Below are 20,832 nucleotides of genomic sequence, written 5' to 3' on the forward strand. Positions count from 1 at the left end.
TATTTATAGCAATGCTTGTCTTGATGGGAGGTCCTATGTCATCTGTTTATGGTGAAGCGCCATATTTCACGTATACAGGTGATAGTGAAGGTAATACTGTTCAGACTCAGACTGCTTATACCCCATTCAAGCAAATAAGTATGATTAACGGAGAGCCATTGGACACGCCAGAGCACGTATTTGTAGATAACGAAGATTCGATTTTTATCACCGATAGTACGTTTAATAAAATCTATATATTGGATCATGATTATAACTTTCAACATGTGCTTACGAGTGAAAAGTTCAATTTTATCAAAAGTACCTTTGTAACGGACGACTCGATTTATGTTGTGGATACTTTTGAAAGTAAAATTTTCATTTTCGATAAAGAAACATTGGAGTTTGAAAGAGAAATAGGGCAACCAGATTCTCCAATCTTTAATGAAGGTTATCAATTTAGTCCTACCCATATTGCAGTTGATATTAGAGGGAATATCTACGTTAGAAGTAATGGTTCTGTAAATGGATTAATTATGTTGAATCGAGATGGAGAGTTTATCACTTTCTTTGGTGCTAATCCTTTGAAGGTTCCAATACTCGACCAAATTAGATCTGTATTTCTGACAGAAAAACAGGAGGAAAAACTAGAAAAGGTTTTCCCAGATGTACCTACTAATATTGCTATTGATGAAAAAGGATTTATTTATACAGCAACATCATCCATTGAAACAAATCCAATTAAGAAATTTAATGTGTCTGGAACCAATTACTTTCCTGATAACCTTGTGGCCACTCTTAATACGGAGAGCGTCTGGGTTGGTGCACATAATAATGTATATTCCGTCACATCTGACGGATGGATATTTGAATATGATGCGCAAGGAAATCTCTTGTTCCTATTTGGAGGTAAGGACTTTAGCTCAAGCAGGTTTGGACTTCTGAATCGACCTGTCAGTATTGCGTCCAATTCAAGAGATGAACTAATTGTAATTGATCAGGGGAACAAATTAATTCAAATGTATGAACCTACTCATTTTGCAAATACAGTTCATCAGGCAATGAGTGCCTATCAGGATGGAGAATATGAAGAAAGCAAGAAGTTATGGGAATACACACTTCAATACAACTCTATTTTCGATAATGCGCATATTGGGTTAGGAAATGCCTACCTTCGTGAGGGAGAGGCGGAGAAAGCATTCGCGGAGTTTTATGAAACTGAATATAACGAAGGGATTTCAGAGGCATACTGGGAGATACGACAAAATTGGCTAACAAATAATCTAGGTATGGTCTTCTCTGTACTCCTACTCTTTCTAACGTTATGGTATGGGAACAAAGCTTTAAATAGGAAATTTCAATACGGAACGGTTGTTGCGGAGCGAATTGGTGTCGTAAGGAAAATAAAAGTTATCGATGATTTATTATATATTTTCACCTTTTTAAAACAACCTTTAAATGGAATCTATGAAATAAAAGTTGAGAACAGAGTTGCTAAAAGGTCTTCAACACTAATCTATCTATTAATGATTGCCGTTTTTATTTTGCATCACCAGTTTACGAATGTTTTATTTGTCCCGAAAAACCAATTTATTCTGTATGAATTATCCATTATTGTTTTTCTGTTTGTTTTATGGATGATTTCGACCTATTTGATTTGTTCGATAAGTGAAGGTGAAGGAAGTTTTGTTCAAGTTTATAATGCTACTGCTTATGCATTATCACCTATTCTTATTGTAATGCCAATCACTATCATCATTAGTAATGGCTTAACGCTAGAACAATCAGTTTTTTATCACTTACCAATACAAGCTATGTATCTATGGATTGCATTTTTGATGTTTTTCACGATAAAGGATATCCACAATTATAATGTCGGAGAAACAATTATCGTATTTTTAAAAGGAATTTTTACGATGTTGATTATCGGTTTATTCTTGTTTGTCCTATATTCCTTAGGAAATCAATTAATTGGTTTCTTAGGTGATCTGGTGACGGAGGTGAGCAGACGATGGTAAAGAAGTTGCTAATATACGGAACAATCGTGCTAGTGCTGATCATTTCAGGTGTTAGCTTCCATTTCTTGAATATGGACAATGTGAAATATGGAATAGCTGTGACACAAGATAACTATCAGTCTGTAGTAGTTAATGATCAAGTTGTTGCTTGTAATAATGAAACTGAGAGCACAACAGAAATACCAGCTAAGTTTAAAAAAGTAGCTGAAAATGAGCAATTGGAGTTGTATTTGGAAGAAAATACGGTTGCTTTAATGGTGAAAGATAAATGTAATGGCTACACATGGTCATCTTATGATGTTAGTAGAGATATGGTGGAAGCTGGATATAGTCCAGAAATCATTAATTTTATTCAAGCAGGTGTATCACTTGTAACATATGACAAATTTACACCTAATAGAAGGACGATATTAGATTCCAATGTAGAGAAAAACTATGAAATGCTAGATAACGGTTTTAAGGTATCAATTGATTTCAAGGCCCAACAAATCAAGTTTGATTTGATAGTGACTCTACAAGGTGGAGATTTACTTGTTCATATTCCACGAGAAAGTGTAGACGAGTACAATCCAAAATTATGGGAAAGTGGCAATAATAATATTTCCATGAATGAAATGATTGTCTATCCATTCTTTGGAGCTACTAGCCATAAGGAAGATGGTTACATTGTTATTCCTGATGGTTCTGGAGCAATTGTCAATCTTAGTGAAAAGCCTAAATATACTACTGGTTACTCTGCTGCTATTTACGGAAAGGACATGGGATATGAAAATACCATTATTCCTAATAATAAAGGGTTAGCATTGAAGCCATTAGAGCGGATCTCCGTGCCAATCTTTGGGGTAATTCATGATGCAAACAATGCGGGAATGTTAGTTATTTCCGAAAGTGGAAGTAGTTATGCCATGTATAACTATAATTCTCGTGATTTACAAACAAGTTACTATCAATCTTATTTTTCATATATCTATCGGAAAGATTATTCTCAGTTCCAAAGTCGGGTAAATGAGGAACAACATATTTTAGGATTCCAAGAAGAGCCGAATGAGTTTGATCTGACACAACGATATGTATTCTTACAAGATAATGATGCGAATTATGTAGGTGTTGCAAAGAAATATCGAGATTATCTGGAGAAGAAAGATGGACTAGAGAAGAGTGTATCAGCAGTAAAAGAGAAAATACCGATGAAGATTGACTTTATTAATAATGAAGTTGCAATGGGGACACTTGGTGTTGAGGATGTTGCAACGACAACATACACACAAGCTAAAGAAATAGTGAATGAGCTCATAAATAGTGGTTATGAAAACTTAGATGTGACATTCAAGACATTCATTCAAAATAAATCTGGTTATCACTTTGATATATTGAGTCACCTAGGTGGCAAGGATGATTTAGAAGACACACTCGATTTTTTCGCTACGAAAGATATTTCCTTTAGTTACTATTTAGATTATGCCCAGTCCTTCTATGAAAGCACTAAATATACTGCAAGTAAAATGAATAGACGTGATTTTGATGTCTATCATTCTAGTAAAAACTTATTTAACTATATGAATAACCCAAAATATTATCAAGTACTTGCTGAAGCTGATATCGATTCATTGAAGAGCAGTAATATTAGCGCATTAGCCTTAGGTGGACTTCAGAATAGTTTATTTACCCACTATGATAATGGAGTTATTGGAAGTAGTATCGAAGGAATGGAATATACAAAACAATTGTTAGGATTTTTCCAAGATAAGGGCATATCCACTAGCGTCTATGCACCAGATGCTTACTTGTATAGTTACATGGATAAACTTTATCAAACACCAATGGCTTCATCCGAGTTAATTTTTGTAGATGCAACCATCCCTTTAATACCACTTATTTTGAGTGGCTACAAGGATATGTATTCTCCTTACATGAATTTTGCTACAGATGATGACCAATCGATCTTGAAGTTAATTGAGTATGGTATTTATCCTTCATTTGTGTTGACAGGTGAGTCGACGTATAAGTTAAAAGATACTGCATCTGGAGATGTTTATATTTCAGAACTTGAATACTTAAGCGATCGTATGGACACATACTACAACGTCGTTAATGACGCATTGAAACAAGTGGCAGGTAGTGAAATGGTGAATCATGAAATAGTGGAACCTGGAATTATTAAGGTCACATATAGTAATGGAAGGGAAATTTTAATGAACTACAATAATCGTGACTACTCTAATGGTGAAGTGCAAATTAAAGCAAAAGGGTTCGTGATATTATGAAATTTAATATGAAGCAGAAACAGGCTTGGACAGGCGTTCTCTTTATTAGTCCTTGGATAGTTGGTTTCTTCGTTTTAGTTGCCTACCCTTTATATAAAACTATATATATGAGCTTTCACAATGTGTCCTATGGTAATAAGTCTGGATGGTCTTATTCTTGGGCAGGAGTAGAGAATTATACGAGAATTTTGTTTGAAGATGTTGATTTTATCGTAGAAGCCCAGGACTTTTTCGTTACAACCATCTTATATGTTCCTGTTATTATTGCCCTTTCCATTATTATCGCAATGCTTCTAAATCAAAAGATAAAAGGTACAGCATTTTTCAGGTTGTTGTTTTTCTTACCTATCATCATTTTAAATGGTGAACTAATGGAAAATATGAGTACGTATGGTGGGATGTCAATCTCAGCCAATAAAGTAATATTGGATATGATTTATACGATTATCCCCTATGAAAATATTGTTGTATTAATTGTTTCAATCTTTGATTTAATCGTTCAGTTATTATGGTACAGTGCCGTGCCAATTTTGATTTTCTTAGCCGCACTTCAAAAAATCAATAAGGATATGTATGAGGCTGCATCTATAGATGGAGCTTCAGCATGGACTTCGTTCTGGAAAATTACGTTACCAACGATCTATCCATTAGTTAGTTTATGTGTAGTGTTCATCGTTGTGTTTTTAGGGAATTTTGATGCGAATCCTATCAACAGTATGATATTGGAATCAAAGTATGACGGGTCAAGACGAGATGGTTACTCTTCCGCAATGGCGATTTTATACTCGTTCATCCAGGTGTTGCTCATCTCAATTTTGTTCCTTGCAACCCGAAGTAGAAAGTCAAGGAGGAATTAATACATGTTTATTAACTTAAAAGAAAAAAATAATCACTACTCCTTGAAGACGAAAACTAACTTGTCATCCGCTAAAAAACTTTTATTTGGGATGAAAATTAATGATGGTCTGCTCTATAAGCTGTCTACCTATGCAATATTACTAGTTTTCGGATTTGTGTTTCTATTTCCTTTACTTTACATGTTTTCAGTAAGTTTAATGTCAAATCTAGACTTGGTAGATAGTACAGTAGAGTGGCTGCCATCAACTTGGTATACCTTCAACTATGAAATGACTTGGAGGGCATTAAAATTACCAAACGCCTATGTAACAACAGCTTTAGTTGCTGGTGTATCAACATTATCGATTATGATATCGTCCGCATTAATTGGATATGGACTTGCCCGCTTTAATTTCTGGGGAAAGAAACTAGTGTTCTTCGTTCTATTATTTACGTATGTTGTTCCTAAAACACTATTCTTCTTACCACGATTTGAAATATTTTTAGAGTTGAATATTAAAGGTACTATTGGTGCATTAGTGACACCAGCTCTAACTGGTCAAGGTGAACAGGCAGCGCTTTTCATACTTATCTTTTATCAATTTTTTATGATGATACCGAAAGCACTGGAAGAAGCAGCCTTTCTTGATGGAGCAGGAGCTTTCAAAACATTTTGGAAGATTGCTCTACCAATGGTTCGACCGGCATTTATTATCGTTGGTGTTTATGCATTTGCGTTATATTGGAATGAAACCTTTTTAACATCGTTTTATTTAGAAGGGAAAATCCAAACGGTGCCAATTCTTTTAGGAGATTTACAGAATACATTTAGTCAGACAGTTCAAGCAAGTGGACAAGGAGCTATGGATGGTAACCCAAATCTTAACTTTACAGAAGGTAAAGCTTTTGCAGGAACCTTACTATCTATTTTGCCTTTAGCACTCATGTATTTAATTGTACAGCGCTGGTTTGTAGAAAGTATTGATAAATCTGGAATTACAGGCGAGTAAAAAACTCTATTAAGCAATTATTAAATATATATGAGGAAGTGTTTCTACAATGTTAAATGTTACAGTCTGGAACGAAAATCGTCATGAAAAGCATAATCCAAAAGTAAGTCAAATATATCCAAATGGTATTCATGGTACGATTGCAAAATTTTTAGCCGAAGATGGGCACAAAGTAAATACGGCAACATTAGATGAAGTAGATCATGGTCTTTCTAATAAAGTATTGGAAAATACAGAGGTTCTACTTTGGTGGGGACATCTAGCACATGGAGAAGTAAAGGATGAGATTGTAGAAAAGGTAAAGCAACGTGTTTTGGACGGTATGGGTCTAATAGTTCTGCACTCTGCTCACTTTTCAAAAATATTTAAAACTTTAATGGGAACTACTTGCGACTTAAAGTGGCGTGAAGCAGATGATCTGGAAAGACTTTGGGTGATTGATCCTAGTCATCCGATTGTCGAAGGAATAGGCGAATATATTGAACTTGAAAAAGAGGAAATGTATGGGGAACACTTTGATATACCAGCACCGGATGAACTAGTATTTACAAGTTGGTTTGAAGGTGGAGAGGTATTTAGAAGTGGTTGCACGTATCAAAGAGGAAGGGGGAAAATATTCTACTTCCGACCAGGACATGAGACATACGCTACATATCACAATAAGGAAATTCAAACAGTAATAAAAAATGCTGTGAAATGGGCTAGTCCTACTAAATTCGCTAAACCTGCATATGGAAATGCCAAAGCATTAGAAGAAATCAAAGCAAAAGAAACTGTTTAACAGACTAGTAATTTTGAATGGATTTAAATCCCAATCATAAATGTTCATGCAAAGTAAGTTGAAAATTATTCATTTATATGATTAGTTTTGAAAGTTTCATTCATTCGGGTATGACGTTTTGTCATACCCATAACAAATTCTAATAAACTTTGAAGTTAGTTATAGAGGTGAAAATGGTATGGGAAAAGTATTGAATGTTGGAGTTATTGGTTTAGGTGATATGGCTAACGCTCATCGACGAATGATTAAGGAGTTAGAACAACTTAATATTATAGCTCTTTGTGATGTGAATAAAGACCTGTTAGGAAAAGTTGCGAATGATGAAAATGTAGATAAGGATAAGCAATATACTGACATGGAAGCTCTTATTGCTGATTCATCTGTAGATGCTGTAATATCAATTGTTCCTAATCACTTACATGCCAAAGTACTAGAGTTATGTATTAAACATCAAAAGCCAATTATGGCGGAAAAACCATTTACACTGAATTTTGATGAGGCTGAATACTTAGCAAAGTTGTATGAAAAACAACCCATTCTATGTATGGTAGGATTTTCTTACCGTTATATTCCATCTTTCCGCTATGCAAAAGAATTAATAAAAGAAAACACAATTGGACAGGTGCGTCATATAGCGGTTCGATACCTACAATCCTTCGGTGCACCTATATATGAAGTTCCATATGTATGGCGTTTCAATAAGTCAGTTACAGGAACCGGTGTCTTGGGTGATTTAGGTGCACATATGATTGATAGTGCTAGATATTTAATTGGTGAGTTTCGAAGCGTAGCATCACTTATGGAGACATTTGTCCATGAAAGGAAAGACCCGATAACTGGCGAAATGAAAAAGGTGGATGTTGATGATTATGCTAGCTTTCAAGCAATTCTTGAAAATGGCGTGATAGGTAACTTCATTTCTACTAGGAATGCCGTTGGGTCAGGAAATCAACATGAAGTAACAATATATGGTGATTTAGGTACAATACATGTTAATTGTGAACGCCCTACCGAGATTGATATTTGCATAAAAGAGGAAACAGACCAAGCACTTATATTTAGAACGAAAGCGGTTTCTGAAAAATACCAAAGACAACAATTGGAGGACTTTGTTGCATTACTCACAAACAATTCGTCTTCGGATATCCCAACTTTCTTTGATGGTTACCAAAATCAAAAGGTATTGGAATATATTATTCAGTCTTCCCAAACTGGAAAAACAGTAACAATTGATTAATTACCGGTAATATTAAGCAACCAGGAATAAATACTTGCAAAAGAGAAAGGGTTTTTGGAATGGAGAAAAATTGGTGGAAAGAAAGTGTAGTATATCAAATTTATCCACGAAGTTTTAAAGATAGTAATGGGGATGGAATTGGGGATATTAAAGGAATCATCTCTAAACTTGATTATATAAAGAACCTGGGTGTAGATGTCATTTGGCTATCACCAGTTTATAAATCACCTAACGATGATAACGGATATGATATTAGTGACTATAAAAGCATTATGGATGAATTCGGTACGATGGAAGACATGGACGAGTTAATTTCCGAAATGCATAGTCGTGGTATGAAACTTATGATGGATTTAGTTGTAAACCATTCATCTGATGAACATCACTGGTTTATGGAATCGAGAAAATCTAAGGATAATCCATATAGAGATTATTATATTTGGAAACCAGGTAAAGATGGAAATGAGCCTAATAACTGGACCTCTTTTTTTAGTGGATCTGCATGGCAATATGATGAAGAGACAGACGAGTATTATCTACACCTTTTTAGTAAAAAACAGCCAGATCTAAATTGGGAGAACCCACGCTTACGAAAAGAAGTATACGACATGATGAAATGGTGGCTAGATAAGGGTATCGATGGTTTTAGAATGGATGTTATTAATCTTATTTCTAAAGCAGATGGACTACCTAGTACTTCTAAAGGTCCAGCGTATGACTGGGGTGGTGAATTCTTTATGAATGGTCCTCGCGTTCATCAGTACCTCCAAGAAATGAATAGGGAGGTTTTGTCAAAATACGACATGATGACAGTGGGGGAAAGTCCAGGTGCCTCAACTGAGGATGCAGCAAAATATGCCAACTTGGACGGTACGGAACTTAATATGATCTTCACATTTGAACATATGGATATTGACTCTGGCCCAGGTGGGAAATGGGATGTAAAAGCTTGGGAATTGTCTGATTTAAAGGAAGTAATGTCAAAATGGCAATATGACTTGCATGATAAAGCTTGGAATAGTCTTTACTTAAATAATCATGACCAGCCACGAATGGTTTCACGCTTTGGCAATGATAAAGAATACCGTGTTGTTTCAGCTAAGATGCTAGCAACCTTCTTACACATGATGCAGGGAACACCATATATTTATCAAGGTGAAGAACTTGGAATGACAAATGTTCAGTTTGATTCCATAGAGGATTATAAAGATATTGAAATTCAAAATATGTATCGTGAAAAAGTAATCGAAAATGGTGAAGACCATGATAAAGTAATGGAATCCATCTATATAAAAGGCAGAGATAATGCCAGAACACCAATACAATGGAGTACAGATGAAAATGCTGGCTTCACAACGGGGACACCATGGATAAAGGTTAATCCTAACTATAAAGAAATAAATGCAGAGCAGGTACTATCGGATTCAGATTCTATTTACTATTACTATCAAAAACTAATTAAGTTGCGTAAGGAATATGAGATTATTGTGTACGGTAAATATGATCTTATATTAGAAGACCACCCGCAAATTTATGCTTATACACGTACATGGAAAGACGAGAAATTACTTGTCATCAATAATTTTTCTAGTGAAGAAGTTATATTGCCATTACCAGCTAACTTAGATTTCCATACAGCAGAGCTATTAATAGGAAATTATGAAGAAGCATATGCAACTTCACTTTATGACGAAAAATTAAAACCATTTGAGACAAGAGTTTATTTATTTAAATAGAAAAAAAAACCGCAAAATCCGCCTTGTGGCGGATTTTTTTATACTAATATAGTAATCCTAGGTGTAATTTTTATTCGATAAAGTGTTGTATATCACCACATTGTAGGAATTATCAAAAAATTTAGTTGAAATGATATAAAATAATATTGACAAAGTCATTACATAGTAAATTCAACAGGGAGTGTGATAAGAACATGAAAAAAAGAAATATAACTTTAACGATTGGAGCAGTAGTACTAGCCAGTGTGTTAGTCCTTAGCTATTTTTTATTTATAAACAAAACGGAAACTGTAAACAGTGAAGTGGCTGTTGCTACCAATAAAGGAGAACTTATTCTAGATGTAACTACAGATAAAGCTATGTATGATCCAGGAGATAAGATTGAGCTGAAGGTAAGCTTTAAAAATCAATTAAAGCAAGACTTAAAGAATGGGAAGATGGAAATCAAGATTAAACATCTTGAAAAGCAGGTAGGTTCCACCATTGAGAAAGAGATTTCAATAGATAGTAATAAAACAACAGTAGTCACAGAGCAATTAGAAATGCCCGATACAGATTTTAAAGGCTATTTAATTGAAGTAGATGTAAAAAACAATGAAAAGAAACTCGTGGACAGCGCAACTGTTGGGGTCGATGTATCTTCTTCCTGGACAAAGTTCCCGCGTTATGGGTATGTATGGGACTTTAGAAAAGGTGTTGATACTACAAGCAGAATTGAGAAATTAAAGGATTATCATATCAACGCTTTAGAATATTACGACTGGAAATATCGCCATCATATGCCTGTTGGTGAGAACACAGAGGTTTGGGATGATTGGTCCGGCAGAGCAATATATGGTGAAACCATTCGAAATTATATTGCAGATGCGAAAGATGTTAACATGGTCAATATGGCCTATAACATGATCTACGCAGCAACAAACGGTTATGAAGAGGATGGCGTGAAGCAGGAGTGGGCGCTTTACCATGCGGAGGGTGATTCCGTTGGTAAACATTTTAAATTCCAAATGTCTGATTCGACTCCAACAGGAATTACTCACTTGTACTTCTTTGATCCAAGTAATAAAGAATGGCAAGAGTATATTTTTGAACAAACAAATAAAGTGTTTGAAGTATTTGATTTTGATGGTTGGCACGGAGATACAGTCGGAGAATGGGGTAAAATGAAAACTCACGACGGCGAGATAGTATATGTTAAAGATACATATACGGAATTCTTAAATGCGGCTAAAGAAGCAATAGGTGATAAGTACTTATCATTTAATCCAGTTGGTGCCCAAGGAATTGAAAACGCTAATAAAAGTGATGTAGATGTTTTATATGTTGAAATATGGCCTTGGGATTCTGATAGTGAAGGGTTAAAATATGATAGCTATTATTCTTTGAAAAAAGAGATTGATAAGTCACGCGAAGAAAGCGGTGGCAAATCTTTAGTTGTTAAAGCGTATATGAGTTACGACTATGGGGAGCAGCATCCTGGCATGTTCTTTAATACTTCTGCTGTACTATTAGCAGATGCTGCCGTTTATGCTGCAGGTGGCTCTAGATTAGAGCTTGGTGATAATGGCTCCATGTTAAGTAACGAGTACTACCCAGCTGAAAATCTGTTTATGAAACAGGAATTGAAAGACCGGATTGCCACTTATTATGATTTCATTGTCGCTTATGAAAACTTACTCAGAGATGGGCAAGAAAATACAGATAATAGAATTGAATTTCCAGATTATGCTAATAGCGGTGTAGCAGTTCCAAACAAAATTTGGGCATATGGAAAACAAGATAGTGAATATGAGATTATTCAAATGATTAATCTGTTAGGGGTTTCTAGTGACGACTGGCGTGCAAATGAAGGAAAGAAAGAAACGCCGAAAAAAATTACTGATTTCGAAGTGAAATATTATTATACAAATGAGATTAATTCAGTTTGGTTGGCTTCTCCAGATAGAAACGACGGCCGTACACAGGAACTTTCGTTTACAAAAGGTAGTGATGAGAACGGGGATTACATCCAAATCACGGTTCCTTCATTAGAATATTGGAATATGATTTATATGAAATAACATGTAAAGGAGCTTCCAATAAGTCATAATTATTGACTTGTTGGAAGTTCCTATCTTTTATATCACCTTTTAACTCTGACTGTTGATCTTCGCTACGACGGACACGTTGTACTAGTGCAGGCGTTGCCACAGGACGTGGTAATCTTAGCCTGCCAGGCACTCGCTTTCCGCGGGCTTGGAAATGCGTAAGGCGCCCGCCAATCGGCGACAAGCAAATGTTCTGAGACAATGAAAGGCGCTTTTTGCCTTTTTTGTCTCAGGTTATTTGACCTCGAGCCGATGGCGCCTTTAGCTAGACACGGTTCGGAAGCCTCTCCCTGCGGGTACAAGCGAGACAGGTGAGACCCTGCAAGGAGCTCAGCGACTGAAGCGGCTCACCGCTCGCCCCGCGGTAAGCGAAGCCGCCTGGAACGGAAATCAACAGCTAAGTTTTACCATATTGCGAAATTCAGGGACTTCTTCAGTGCCCTCCCGTACTTCCCACAGTCAATCATGTATACCAAAAATACACCACAGAGAACGGAAATAATGCTAGTGGTAGTTGTCTATACGATTCATGTATAAGTTAGATTCAACTTTTTAAAGCTTTATTTTCATGGTAGGAGTCTCGTGCCTTCCGCTACAATCAACATTATGCCTGAATTGATTATGCATTTTTATAAAGAAGAAAATTTAAAAAAAGAACAAAAAAATCTTTTAAGAGGACTCGACAAAGTGCATGTCGAGTTTGGAATCGTTGCATTAGTACACAACCTATTGCGAGTAATAGCCATCCGCAAACTTACGTTCAGAGTAGAGCCAAAGAAATATAAAAACAAGTGGGAAAAACGGTCGTTTTATAATAGTGTCTTTTTTACCGATGTGATATATAAATCAGAAAAAAAGACACTATTTTGGTTAAATGAGTAATTTGAAAGCGGTTAATCGTAATATAAAACACCTTGCGATTAATGTAAGCAGTTTCTTAAATTCTTGAGGAATAGGAAGATAATAATAGGTCCCTTGGCTTTAGTTGGATAAACAATGTTACAAAATTACTGAAATTCCATTAAAATAGTTATATTACATCATTATAGAATGCAAAGAAGGGGCAACAAAATGCCAAAGAAAATATTAGGAAATAGTATTAGTACAAAATTACTTCTTTCTATTATCGTTGTTGTATTAATTCCTACTACTTTTATAAGTGGTTTCTATTTTTTCTCTTCCTCCAATATCGTAAAAAATAATGTAAGAGAAACTTCCATGCAAATTGCAACGCAGGCGGCTGATTCTCTTTCTTTTATTTTTACAGTTGGCAGTGATTTATCTGATTTAATTTATAGCAATAAAGAAATTCAAGAGAGGATGATGATGGAAAAGGAAGCAGAACTAGATCCAAAAATAAAGGAAAATAACACAAAGTTTATTACGGATTATCTGAATTCTCAAATTTACTCGAGTTCATTTGTCAGAATGATATATATCCTTAGATCTAATACAAACAGCTGGGGGAGCGGGTCATTTACACAGTTGAAATTATTAAATCAACCATTCGAATCTACTACTTGGTATAAGGAATCCTTAGTGAAGGATGGAGGAATTGTATGGCAAGGATTACAGTATGACCAATATAGTGGTGCCGCTGATCACGGGGATCTTGTTTTACCAATTTCTCGAGTAATGAAGGATTTCGATACGATGGAAAATATAGGACTAATCCATGTTAGCATGGATGGAAAAACAATTTTAAAACAAATTGAACAGGTGAAGCTTGGAGAAACAGGGAAATTTTTTGTAGTTAATAAATTGGGCAAAATAATGATTGATAAAGACTTAGATAAGATTAACAAAACAATTAAAAATACTGAACTATTTGATGTAATAACAGATGGGAATTCACCTGAGTTTGAGTTTACACATTTGGATACGAAATATTATGGTGTTAGAAAAACGCTGACAAATGATTGGATTTTAATCGGAATCGTTCCAATGGAGGAAATTACCGGCGGGATTACAAATGTACAAAAAATTACACTAATTACAGCACTCATATTTACATTAATAGCTCTTGTTTTTGGATTCATCGCTGCAAAGCGTATGACAAATCCAATTAAAAAATTGACGAAACAAATGGTACAAGTTGGAAAAGGGAATTTCCAAACTACAACTGAAATTCAGTCTAAGGACGAAATCGGTATATTGAGTAAGCAATTTAACCAAATGATTTTTCAAGTAGATAATTTAATGGAGCAAGTAAAGTTAGAAGAAAGTAAAAAAATGGAGGCGGAATTAAGAGCGCTTAACTACCGCATTAATCCTCACTTCTTGTTTAATACACTCAGTACCATCAATTGGCTCGTAAAGCTTGAGCAAACGGAAAAAGCTAGTGCCGCCTTAGCAGCTTTAAGTAAATTGTTAGAAGCAAGTATGGGAAAGAACGGTACTTTTGTAACATTGAAGGAAGAACTAGATATTGTTAAGAAATTCCTTGTCATCCTTCAAATCCGCTATGATCAAACATTTAATTTACAAATATCAGCAGATGATGAAGTACTGGAAGAGTTAATTCCGCGAATGCTAATTCAACCAATAATTGAAAACTCTGTTTTCCATGGAATTGTTCCAAAAGGTGTTTCTGGTGAGATTAAAATTAAGGTGCAGAAGTGTGAGGATGAAGGAATAAAAATTACAATTACAGATGATGGAATTGGATTCGATAGTAGTAAATTAAATAATTTGTCATTATCTAGTGAGAAGAAAGTTTCATTTGTGGGGATAGGACTAACCCATGTATATGAATCTATTAGTTTATATTTTAACCCGAATTCCAATATGAAGATTGAAAGTAATTCAAATGGGACGCAGACAATTTTAATATTGTACCCAAAAAACGGAGATGGACGTAATGTATAACTTGATTATTGTAGATGACGAGCCAATTATAAGATTTGGTTTGAAAGCTTCCGTTAATTGGCATGGTGAAAATATTAACTTACTAGGTGACTTTACAAATGGAGAAGAAGCACTTAAAGCTATTAAAGATGAACGGATAGATATCTTAATAACGGATATAAAGATGCCTGTAATGGATGGATTAACACTAATGAAAAAGATGCTAGCTATTAATCCAGACTTGAAGGTGATCCTAGTAAGCAGTCATACCGATTTTGAGTATGTTCATGAAGGACTTAAATTAGGAGCAATTGACTACGTTTTAAAAGCAACGATGGAACCGCAAGAATTTGTAAACTTAATTAGGAAAACAGTTAAATTAATTGAAGAAAATCAATCGCTAAAACAAAAGGTGCAACTGGCAAAACAATCTGCACTTCAAGAGGAAAGACAGAAGCTGGAATTGTTTTTAAAGGAAATAATTATAGAAGGCAAAGAAGTGAAGCTACCACAAGCAGTTGAATGGCTTGAGAACAGGTGCGTAATCGTAACAGTGAGAATTAATAATCAACAAATGGAAGAAGGGAAGTATGGATATTTACATAAAACCTTAATACTAGAAGATGTACAAAAATATCTGTATGAGCATACGGAACTATGTATTTGCTTTCCTACCGGCAGTAGTGAGCTAATCTTTTTAGTTCCGGCGCCTCAAGATTCAAAGTATTTTATCGAAAAAGTGAAAAGAAATTTAGAGAATGTTATAGAATACACGTTTACATTTGGATACTGTGAAATGGAGAGTTTATCTGGTGTAAAAGTAGGCTATGAAAATAGCCAAATAGCTAGTAGCCAACACTTCTATCTACCTGATGAATTCGTTTTTAGTGATAAGCAAATCCAAGAAAAAGGTTTAGAGCCGTTAGATAGTAAATGGTTGAAACAGTTGCTTCTTCCATATGATAAGCAAAAGTTAATTGAATTTCTGGACGACCGGTTTGAAACGTACAATAGAAGTGGTTCTCAACCAGATGTGGTAAAAAAAGATGTGTGTGATTTGCTAAGTAAGATTTTTATCAAACATATTGATATTGATTACTTACTAGATAAGTATGAACAAATAAAAAAAACAGAGACATTAGTGCAATTAAAATCGACATTATTATCCCAAATCGAGGAATGTGTATCATTGGTTAGTGAAAGCAATCTGTCGACTAGTAATGATAATGAATTTATGATAAAAGCAGTAGATTATATTCATAAAAACTATACAACAGATTTATCCTTAAATATGGTTGCTAACCATGTCCATATTAGCCGAAATTACTTTAGTGTTCTCTTCAAACAATATTATGGTAAGAACTTTATTGATTATGTGATGGAACTACGGATAAAGAAAGCGAAAGAGTTATTAGAACAAACATCGTTAAAAGTTTATGAAGTTGCTGCTAAATCTGGCTTTAACGATGTCAAATATTTTAGTAAATTATTTAAGAAAATGGTTGATTATTCACCAGTTGAATACAGGATTAAGTCACAACAATCGAGGGATTATTAACATATCAGGGGCTGATTCAATGAGAATGTGTTTGTTTATATTATGTTTGGCTATTGCATTACTTTCTGGATGTAATACTTCGATTATTAATGATAGCTCCGATATAAATAGGATGCCAACCCCAGTAGAACTTGTAATTTGGCATACGTATAGTGAAGAAGAAACTAGGATTTTTGAAAACGAAATAATTCCATTATTCGAAGAAGAGTTTCCTAACATTATCATTAATGCAGTTGGGCGTCCTCCTAATGATCAGTTTAATAGGAGTCTTATTTCAAGAGCAGCTGCAAATAAAACGCCAGATATTGTCAGGATGGACAGCGTTCAACTACCATTTTATGCAGAGCATAATTTGATTTATCCTGTTAGTAATATGGAGGATTTTTCTAGTGTGAAAGAGAGATTTTTGCCTAGACCACTTGAAACAGCGAAATACAAGGAAAAGTATTATGGATTACCACTTAACACGAATACAAAGGTTGCCATTTATAATAAAGCGCTTTTACAGCAGGCGGGTATGGAGCAACCTCCAGCATCATTATCTGAAGTGTTAGAAGTTGCACGGAATAATAATTATATAATATTAATGGCTGGTTTTGATACGTGGAGCAGCCTACAATACTTCTATGCTTTTGGTGGGCAACTACTGGATCCAACAGCGACGAAAGCAGATGGTTATTTTAATAGTGAGGCTAGTATCGAAGCAATGGAGCAATTATTGGAATTGTACGAAGCGAACGTCTTAGTTCCTAAGCATATGTCTTCCATTAATGATGCATGGGAAGATGTTATAGATGGTAAGTTATTGATGATTGATGAAGGACCTTGGTATTATAGTATACGTTCCGAAGAAAAGCTTTCCGAGATTATGCACAAGACTGTATCAACTCCCTTTCCTGTTACCCGCGGAAACGCAGCTGTGTTAGGAGGGGAGAATCTAGTGATTATGAAAGGGACAAAGTATTTGGACGAGAGTTGGCAGTTTTTAAAATGGATGACAACTTCAAAACCACAAGAATTGATGTATAAAACAGGATTAATGCCAACTAATAAAGATGTTAAATTTAACCCCTTAACATTAGATTCACTATATTTCCAAAACTTTGCGATAGGACTAGATCTTGCATTTTTAAGACCTTCCATTGCAGAATGGAGCAAAATAGATCATATTTATGCTTCTTATATGAAGGAAATGTATGCAGGTAATATTGGAATTGAAGCAGGACTTGATGCGGCAACACTTGAAATTGATAATCTATTACAACAAAAATAAAGAATAGTAAAGTAGCTTATTCCATGGAATGAGTTGCTTTTATTTTTTGGTGTGATTTTTCAACAATAGCGTGTGCAAAATTATCAGAAGTCTAGTTTTGCTAAACATCTATCGTCTCCTGTATTAAACTTAACGTATAAATATTAGTTTTGACTTTACTTAAGCAAACATCTTAGAAATTCTATCCCAGGAAAAGGGAATAAACTGTACAACAGGAAAGGTGGGCAATTTGTTGTGGGAAAAAGTGCATTAGCAAGAAATCGATTACAATCAAATCTATCAATAACGAAAGACAAGGCGATGTATTCACCTAATGATATGGTGGAAATTCAGGTCTATTATACGAATGAAACAGGTTTTGAAATTACAGATGGTAGTATGGAGTTCAAATTGCATCATCTTGAAAATCAAGTAATGCCAACAATTACAACCACTTTTATGTGTGAAGAAAATGGTACTCTGCAATTGATAAAAGAATTACAAATGCCTGACATAGATTTTACAGGCTACTTATTAGTAGTTGATATTTTTAGTGAAGGAGAAAAACTTATTGCATCTACAACAATAGGTATAGATGTATCCTCTGAATGGATCAAGTTTCCTCGCTATGGATATGTTTGGGACTTTAGAGAAAATGTAAATACTACGGAAAGAATTGAAAAGTTAAAGAGTTATCATATTAATGCCTTAGAATACTATGATTGGAAATATCGCCATCATAAACCAATTTCGGAAAACCTCGATAAATGGGATGATTGGTCTGGGCGTCCAATTTACGGATCGACAATCCGGAATTATATCAAGGATGCAAAAGCAGTCAATATGGTTAATATGGCTTACAACATGGTATATGCAGCAACAAATGGGTATGAAGAGGATGGAGTAAAACAGGAATGGGCGTTATATTTTGCTGAAGATAACAATCGCGGTGAAGGTCATTTTAACTTTAAAATGTCGGACTCCACTCCTACTGGAATTACTCACTTATTTTTCTTTGATATGAGAAATAAGGAGTGGCAGGAATATATTTTTGAACAACATTTAAAGGTATTCGAGGCATTTGATTTTGATGGATGGCATGGTGACACGGTAGGTGACTGGGGAAAGATGAAAAATGCAGCTGGGGAAACTTTGTATGTTACGGATACTTACACTGAGTTTCTTAATGCAGCTAAAAAGGTAATTGGGGACAAATACTTGGCTTTTAATCCTGTTGGTGCTAAAGGAATCGAAAATGTAAATAAAAGTGATGTAGATGTTCTTTATACGGAAATTTGGCCGTGGGATTATGATAGTGAAGGCTTACAATATGATAGTTATTATTCCTTAAAGAAGGAAATAGAACAGTCTCGCAAGGAGAGCGGTGGAAAGTCGTTAGTTGTCCCAGCTTATATGAGTTATGACTATGGGGAGAAAAATCCAGGTAGCTTCTTTAATACTGCAGCTGTCATGCTCACAAATGCAACAGTATTTGCAGCGGGTGGTTCACGAATGGAATTAGGTGATAATGGAAATATGTTATGTAATGAATATTTCCCGGCGCAAAATTTAGTAATGAACGATGAACTACAAGCAAGAACTGTAAAACTATATGACTTTATTGTTGCCTATGAGAATTTACTACGTGATGGCCAAACAGAAACAACAAATAGAATCGAGTTTCTTGGATATGCTAGTAGTTCCCTAGGTCAAGCAAATAAAGTTTGGTCCTTCGGAAAGAAGGATGAAAATTATGAGATCATTCACATAATAAATCTATTAGGTGTTTCTAGGAATGACTGGCGTGCAAATGATGGTGTGAAAGAAACCCCTACAAAAATAACCAACTTTGAAGTAAAATACTATTATTCAAATGAAATAGATTCTGTTTGGATGGCCTCTCCTGATCTAAATGATGCGAAAGCAACTAATCTCTCCTTTACAAAGGGAAAAAATGAGAATGGTAATTTTATTCAATTTACTGTACCATCTCTTGAATATTGGGATATGATATTTATGAGAAAGTCAGAGGGGTAATAACAACTAACTATTTATCTAGCATTCTGTACCAATGGGCATGCTCTGTTATGGGCATGTCCTTTTTGTGGTTCATGTATCAATCTTAATATAGTCAGATGAATCAGAACGATAGTGTAATTTCCTGTAAATAAGACACTAATAAACGTAATATAATTGAATTAGTGCAATATGTTACGCAGTTCTGAATAGATAGACAATTTATCTTGTTAGTGGAAATGGATTATGCTATCTTTTGTTTAGGGGTTATAAACTCAAGGGATAGAGAAGTTTCACTACCATTCTTTCTACTACTTACTTCACTGAGTGAAATAAGTTTTTGTTTCTTAGTTTATAAGAATGATTGTTTGGAATCGTCTTCTATCTAATGATAAGGGGGGAAAACAGGGAATTAGTATTTATTTATACGTTTTCTACGACATTAAATAAAAGAAATGAAAGGGGTTACGTAAAATGAAAAAGAAATTATTCTCTATTTTTGTATTAACAATGTTACTATTATCTATCTCAGGTGTTGCTTTAGCTGCAGAAGGTAGTCATACGTTTGAAGCTGAATCTGGTACGTTTGATCCAGAAGATCAAGTAGAAAGAGGAGCAGTAGTGGAAGGCGAGGACAATGAATTTATCAGTGGCTTTCAAAATATTACAGCATCTTATACTGTCCCAGCTGAATTAGAGGCTGGAGAATACAAACTATCATTGCGTTATATTAGTGGAGTAAATCCTGAGGCAGCTCATTTAAAAGTTACTGTTGGCGATGCAAGTAAAGAAATTAAATGGGAACCAACTGGTGAAGGTGACTGGGATTGGGCAAACGCAAAAGTTTTAGATGCAGGTACTTGGGATGTGAATCCGGGAGATGTTATTACGTTACACACAGAAGGTACTGACCCGTATATTCAAATTGATACATTAACACTAACTTCTTCAGCTGCTGGTGAGCAACCTGTCGAAGATGAAGGTGACGAGAATAATGAGGAAGCAGGTTCTGTAGATAATCCTGAAACTGGTGACACTGGTGTTGCAATGTACATCGTTCTTTCTGGATTGGCATTAGTTGCTTTTACTGGATTATTTTTCTATAGGAAAAAAGCTACTAACTAATTAAATTGTATAACTACTAAATTTGCAGTCATGGGATATAACCGTGGCTGCATTTTAGTAAGGACAAACTATTTTTAAGGGAGAG

14 protein-coding genes are annotated in these 20,832 nt (G+C 34.9%); all 14 read left to right on the forward strand.

Translation table 11 applies throughout. The annotated features are described in order from the left end of the window. The first annotated feature begins 35 nt into the window (after positions 1 to 35). The 14 genes from ACFPM4_RS05025 (at position 36) to ACFPM4_RS05090 (ending at position 20,747) form a co-directional block, all read left to right on the forward strand. The gene (locus ACFPM4_RS05025; RefSeq protein WP_382348480.1) at positions 36 to 1,997 is read left to right on the forward strand and encodes a hypothetical protein; all 1,962 of its coding nucleotides are present in this window, start codon (positions 36 to 38) and stop codon (positions 1,995 to 1,997) included. Continuing rightward, positions 1,991 to 4,261: a DUF5696 domain-containing protein gene (locus tag ACFPM4_RS05030; protein ID WP_382348483.1), complete on the forward strand. Its 2,271-nt coding sequence runs from the start codon at positions 1,991 to 1,993 to the stop codon at positions 4,259 to 4,261. The genes ACFPM4_RS05025 and ACFPM4_RS05030 overlap by 7 nt, the downstream gene beginning before the upstream one ends. Continuing rightward, positions 4,258 to 5,118 carry a carbohydrate ABC transporter permease gene (locus tag ACFPM4_RS05035; RefSeq protein ID WP_382348486.1) on the forward strand — a complete coding sequence of 287 codons (861 nt, stop codon included), beginning with the start codon at positions 4,258 to 4,260 and terminating at the stop codon, positions 5,116 to 5,118. Before ACFPM4_RS05030 ends, ACFPM4_RS05035 begins: the two co-directional genes overlap by 4 nt. Before the next feature lie 3 nt (positions 5,119 to 5,121). Beyond that, on the forward strand, positions 5,122 to 6,108 hold the full coding sequence (locus ACFPM4_RS05040) for a carbohydrate ABC transporter permease (protein WP_382348489.1): 987 nt from the start codon (positions 5,122 to 5,124) through the stop codon (positions 6,106 to 6,108). 49 nt (positions 6,109 to 6,157) lie between these two features. Further along, positions 6,158 to 6,889 (forward strand): ThuA domain-containing protein, encoded by a 732-nt coding sequence (locus ACFPM4_RS05045; protein WP_382348492.1) that lies wholly within the window; start codon positions 6,158 to 6,160, stop codon positions 6,887 to 6,889. Positions 6,890 to 7,067: 178 nt separating this feature from the next. Further along, positions 7,068 to 8,126 (forward strand): Gfo/Idh/MocA family protein, encoded by a 1,059-nt coding sequence (locus tag ACFPM4_RS05050; RefSeq protein WP_382348495.1) that lies wholly within the window; start codon positions 7,068 to 7,070, stop codon positions 8,124 to 8,126. 59 nt (positions 8,127 to 8,185) lie between these two features. Then, positions 8,186 to 9,862, forward strand: coding sequence for a glycoside hydrolase family 13 protein (locus ACFPM4_RS05055; RefSeq protein WP_382348498.1), 1,677 nt, complete (start codon positions 8,186 to 8,188; stop codon positions 9,860 to 9,862). Between the two features lie 194 nt (positions 9,863 to 10,056). Further along, complete coding sequence (locus ACFPM4_RS05060) at positions 10,057 to 11,922, forward strand: glycoside hydrolase family 66 protein (RefSeq protein ID WP_382348501.1); 1,866 nt, start codon at positions 10,057 to 10,059, stop codon at positions 11,920 to 11,922. A 633-nt stretch (positions 11,923 to 12,555) separates the two neighbouring features. Further along, complete coding sequence (locus tag ACFPM4_RS05065; protein WP_382348504.1) at positions 12,556 to 12,831, forward strand: hypothetical protein; 276 nt, start codon at positions 12,556 to 12,558, stop codon at positions 12,829 to 12,831. Positions 12,832 to 13,020: 189 nt separating this feature from the next. Continuing rightward, positions 13,021 to 14,817, forward strand: coding sequence for a sensor histidine kinase (locus ACFPM4_RS05070; RefSeq protein WP_382348507.1), 1,797 nt, complete (start codon positions 13,021 to 13,023; stop codon positions 14,815 to 14,817). Next, complete coding sequence (locus ACFPM4_RS05075) at positions 14,810 to 16,354, forward strand: response regulator transcription factor (protein ID WP_382348510.1); 1,545 nt, start codon at positions 14,810 to 14,812, stop codon at positions 16,352 to 16,354. The genes ACFPM4_RS05070 and ACFPM4_RS05075 overlap by 8 nt, the downstream gene beginning before the upstream one ends. A 46-nt stretch (positions 16,355 to 16,400) precedes the next feature. Next, positions 16,401 to 17,627, forward strand: a complete 1,227-nt coding sequence (locus ACFPM4_RS05080) for an extracellular solute-binding protein (RefSeq protein ID WP_382348513.1) — start codon at positions 16,401 to 16,403, stop codon at positions 17,625 to 17,627. Positions 17,628 to 17,861: 234 nt separating this feature from the next. After that, entirely contained in the window at positions 17,862 to 19,643 is a 1,782-nt protein-coding gene (locus ACFPM4_RS05085) for a glycoside hydrolase family 66 protein (protein ID WP_382348516.1), read from the forward strand. A gap of 453 nt (positions 19,644 to 20,096) precedes the next feature. After that, entirely contained in the window at positions 20,097 to 20,747 is a 651-nt protein-coding gene (locus ACFPM4_RS05090; RefSeq protein ID WP_382348519.1) for an LPXTG cell wall anchor domain-containing protein, read from the forward strand. The last annotated feature ends 85 nt before the right edge of the window (positions 20,748 to 20,832 follow it).

The sequence above is a fragment of the Lederbergia graminis genome, from assembly GCF_042655485.1.
In the GTDB taxonomy this organism is placed as follows: Bacteria; Bacillota; Bacilli; order Bacillales; family Bacillaceae_C; genus Lederbergia; species Lederbergia graminis.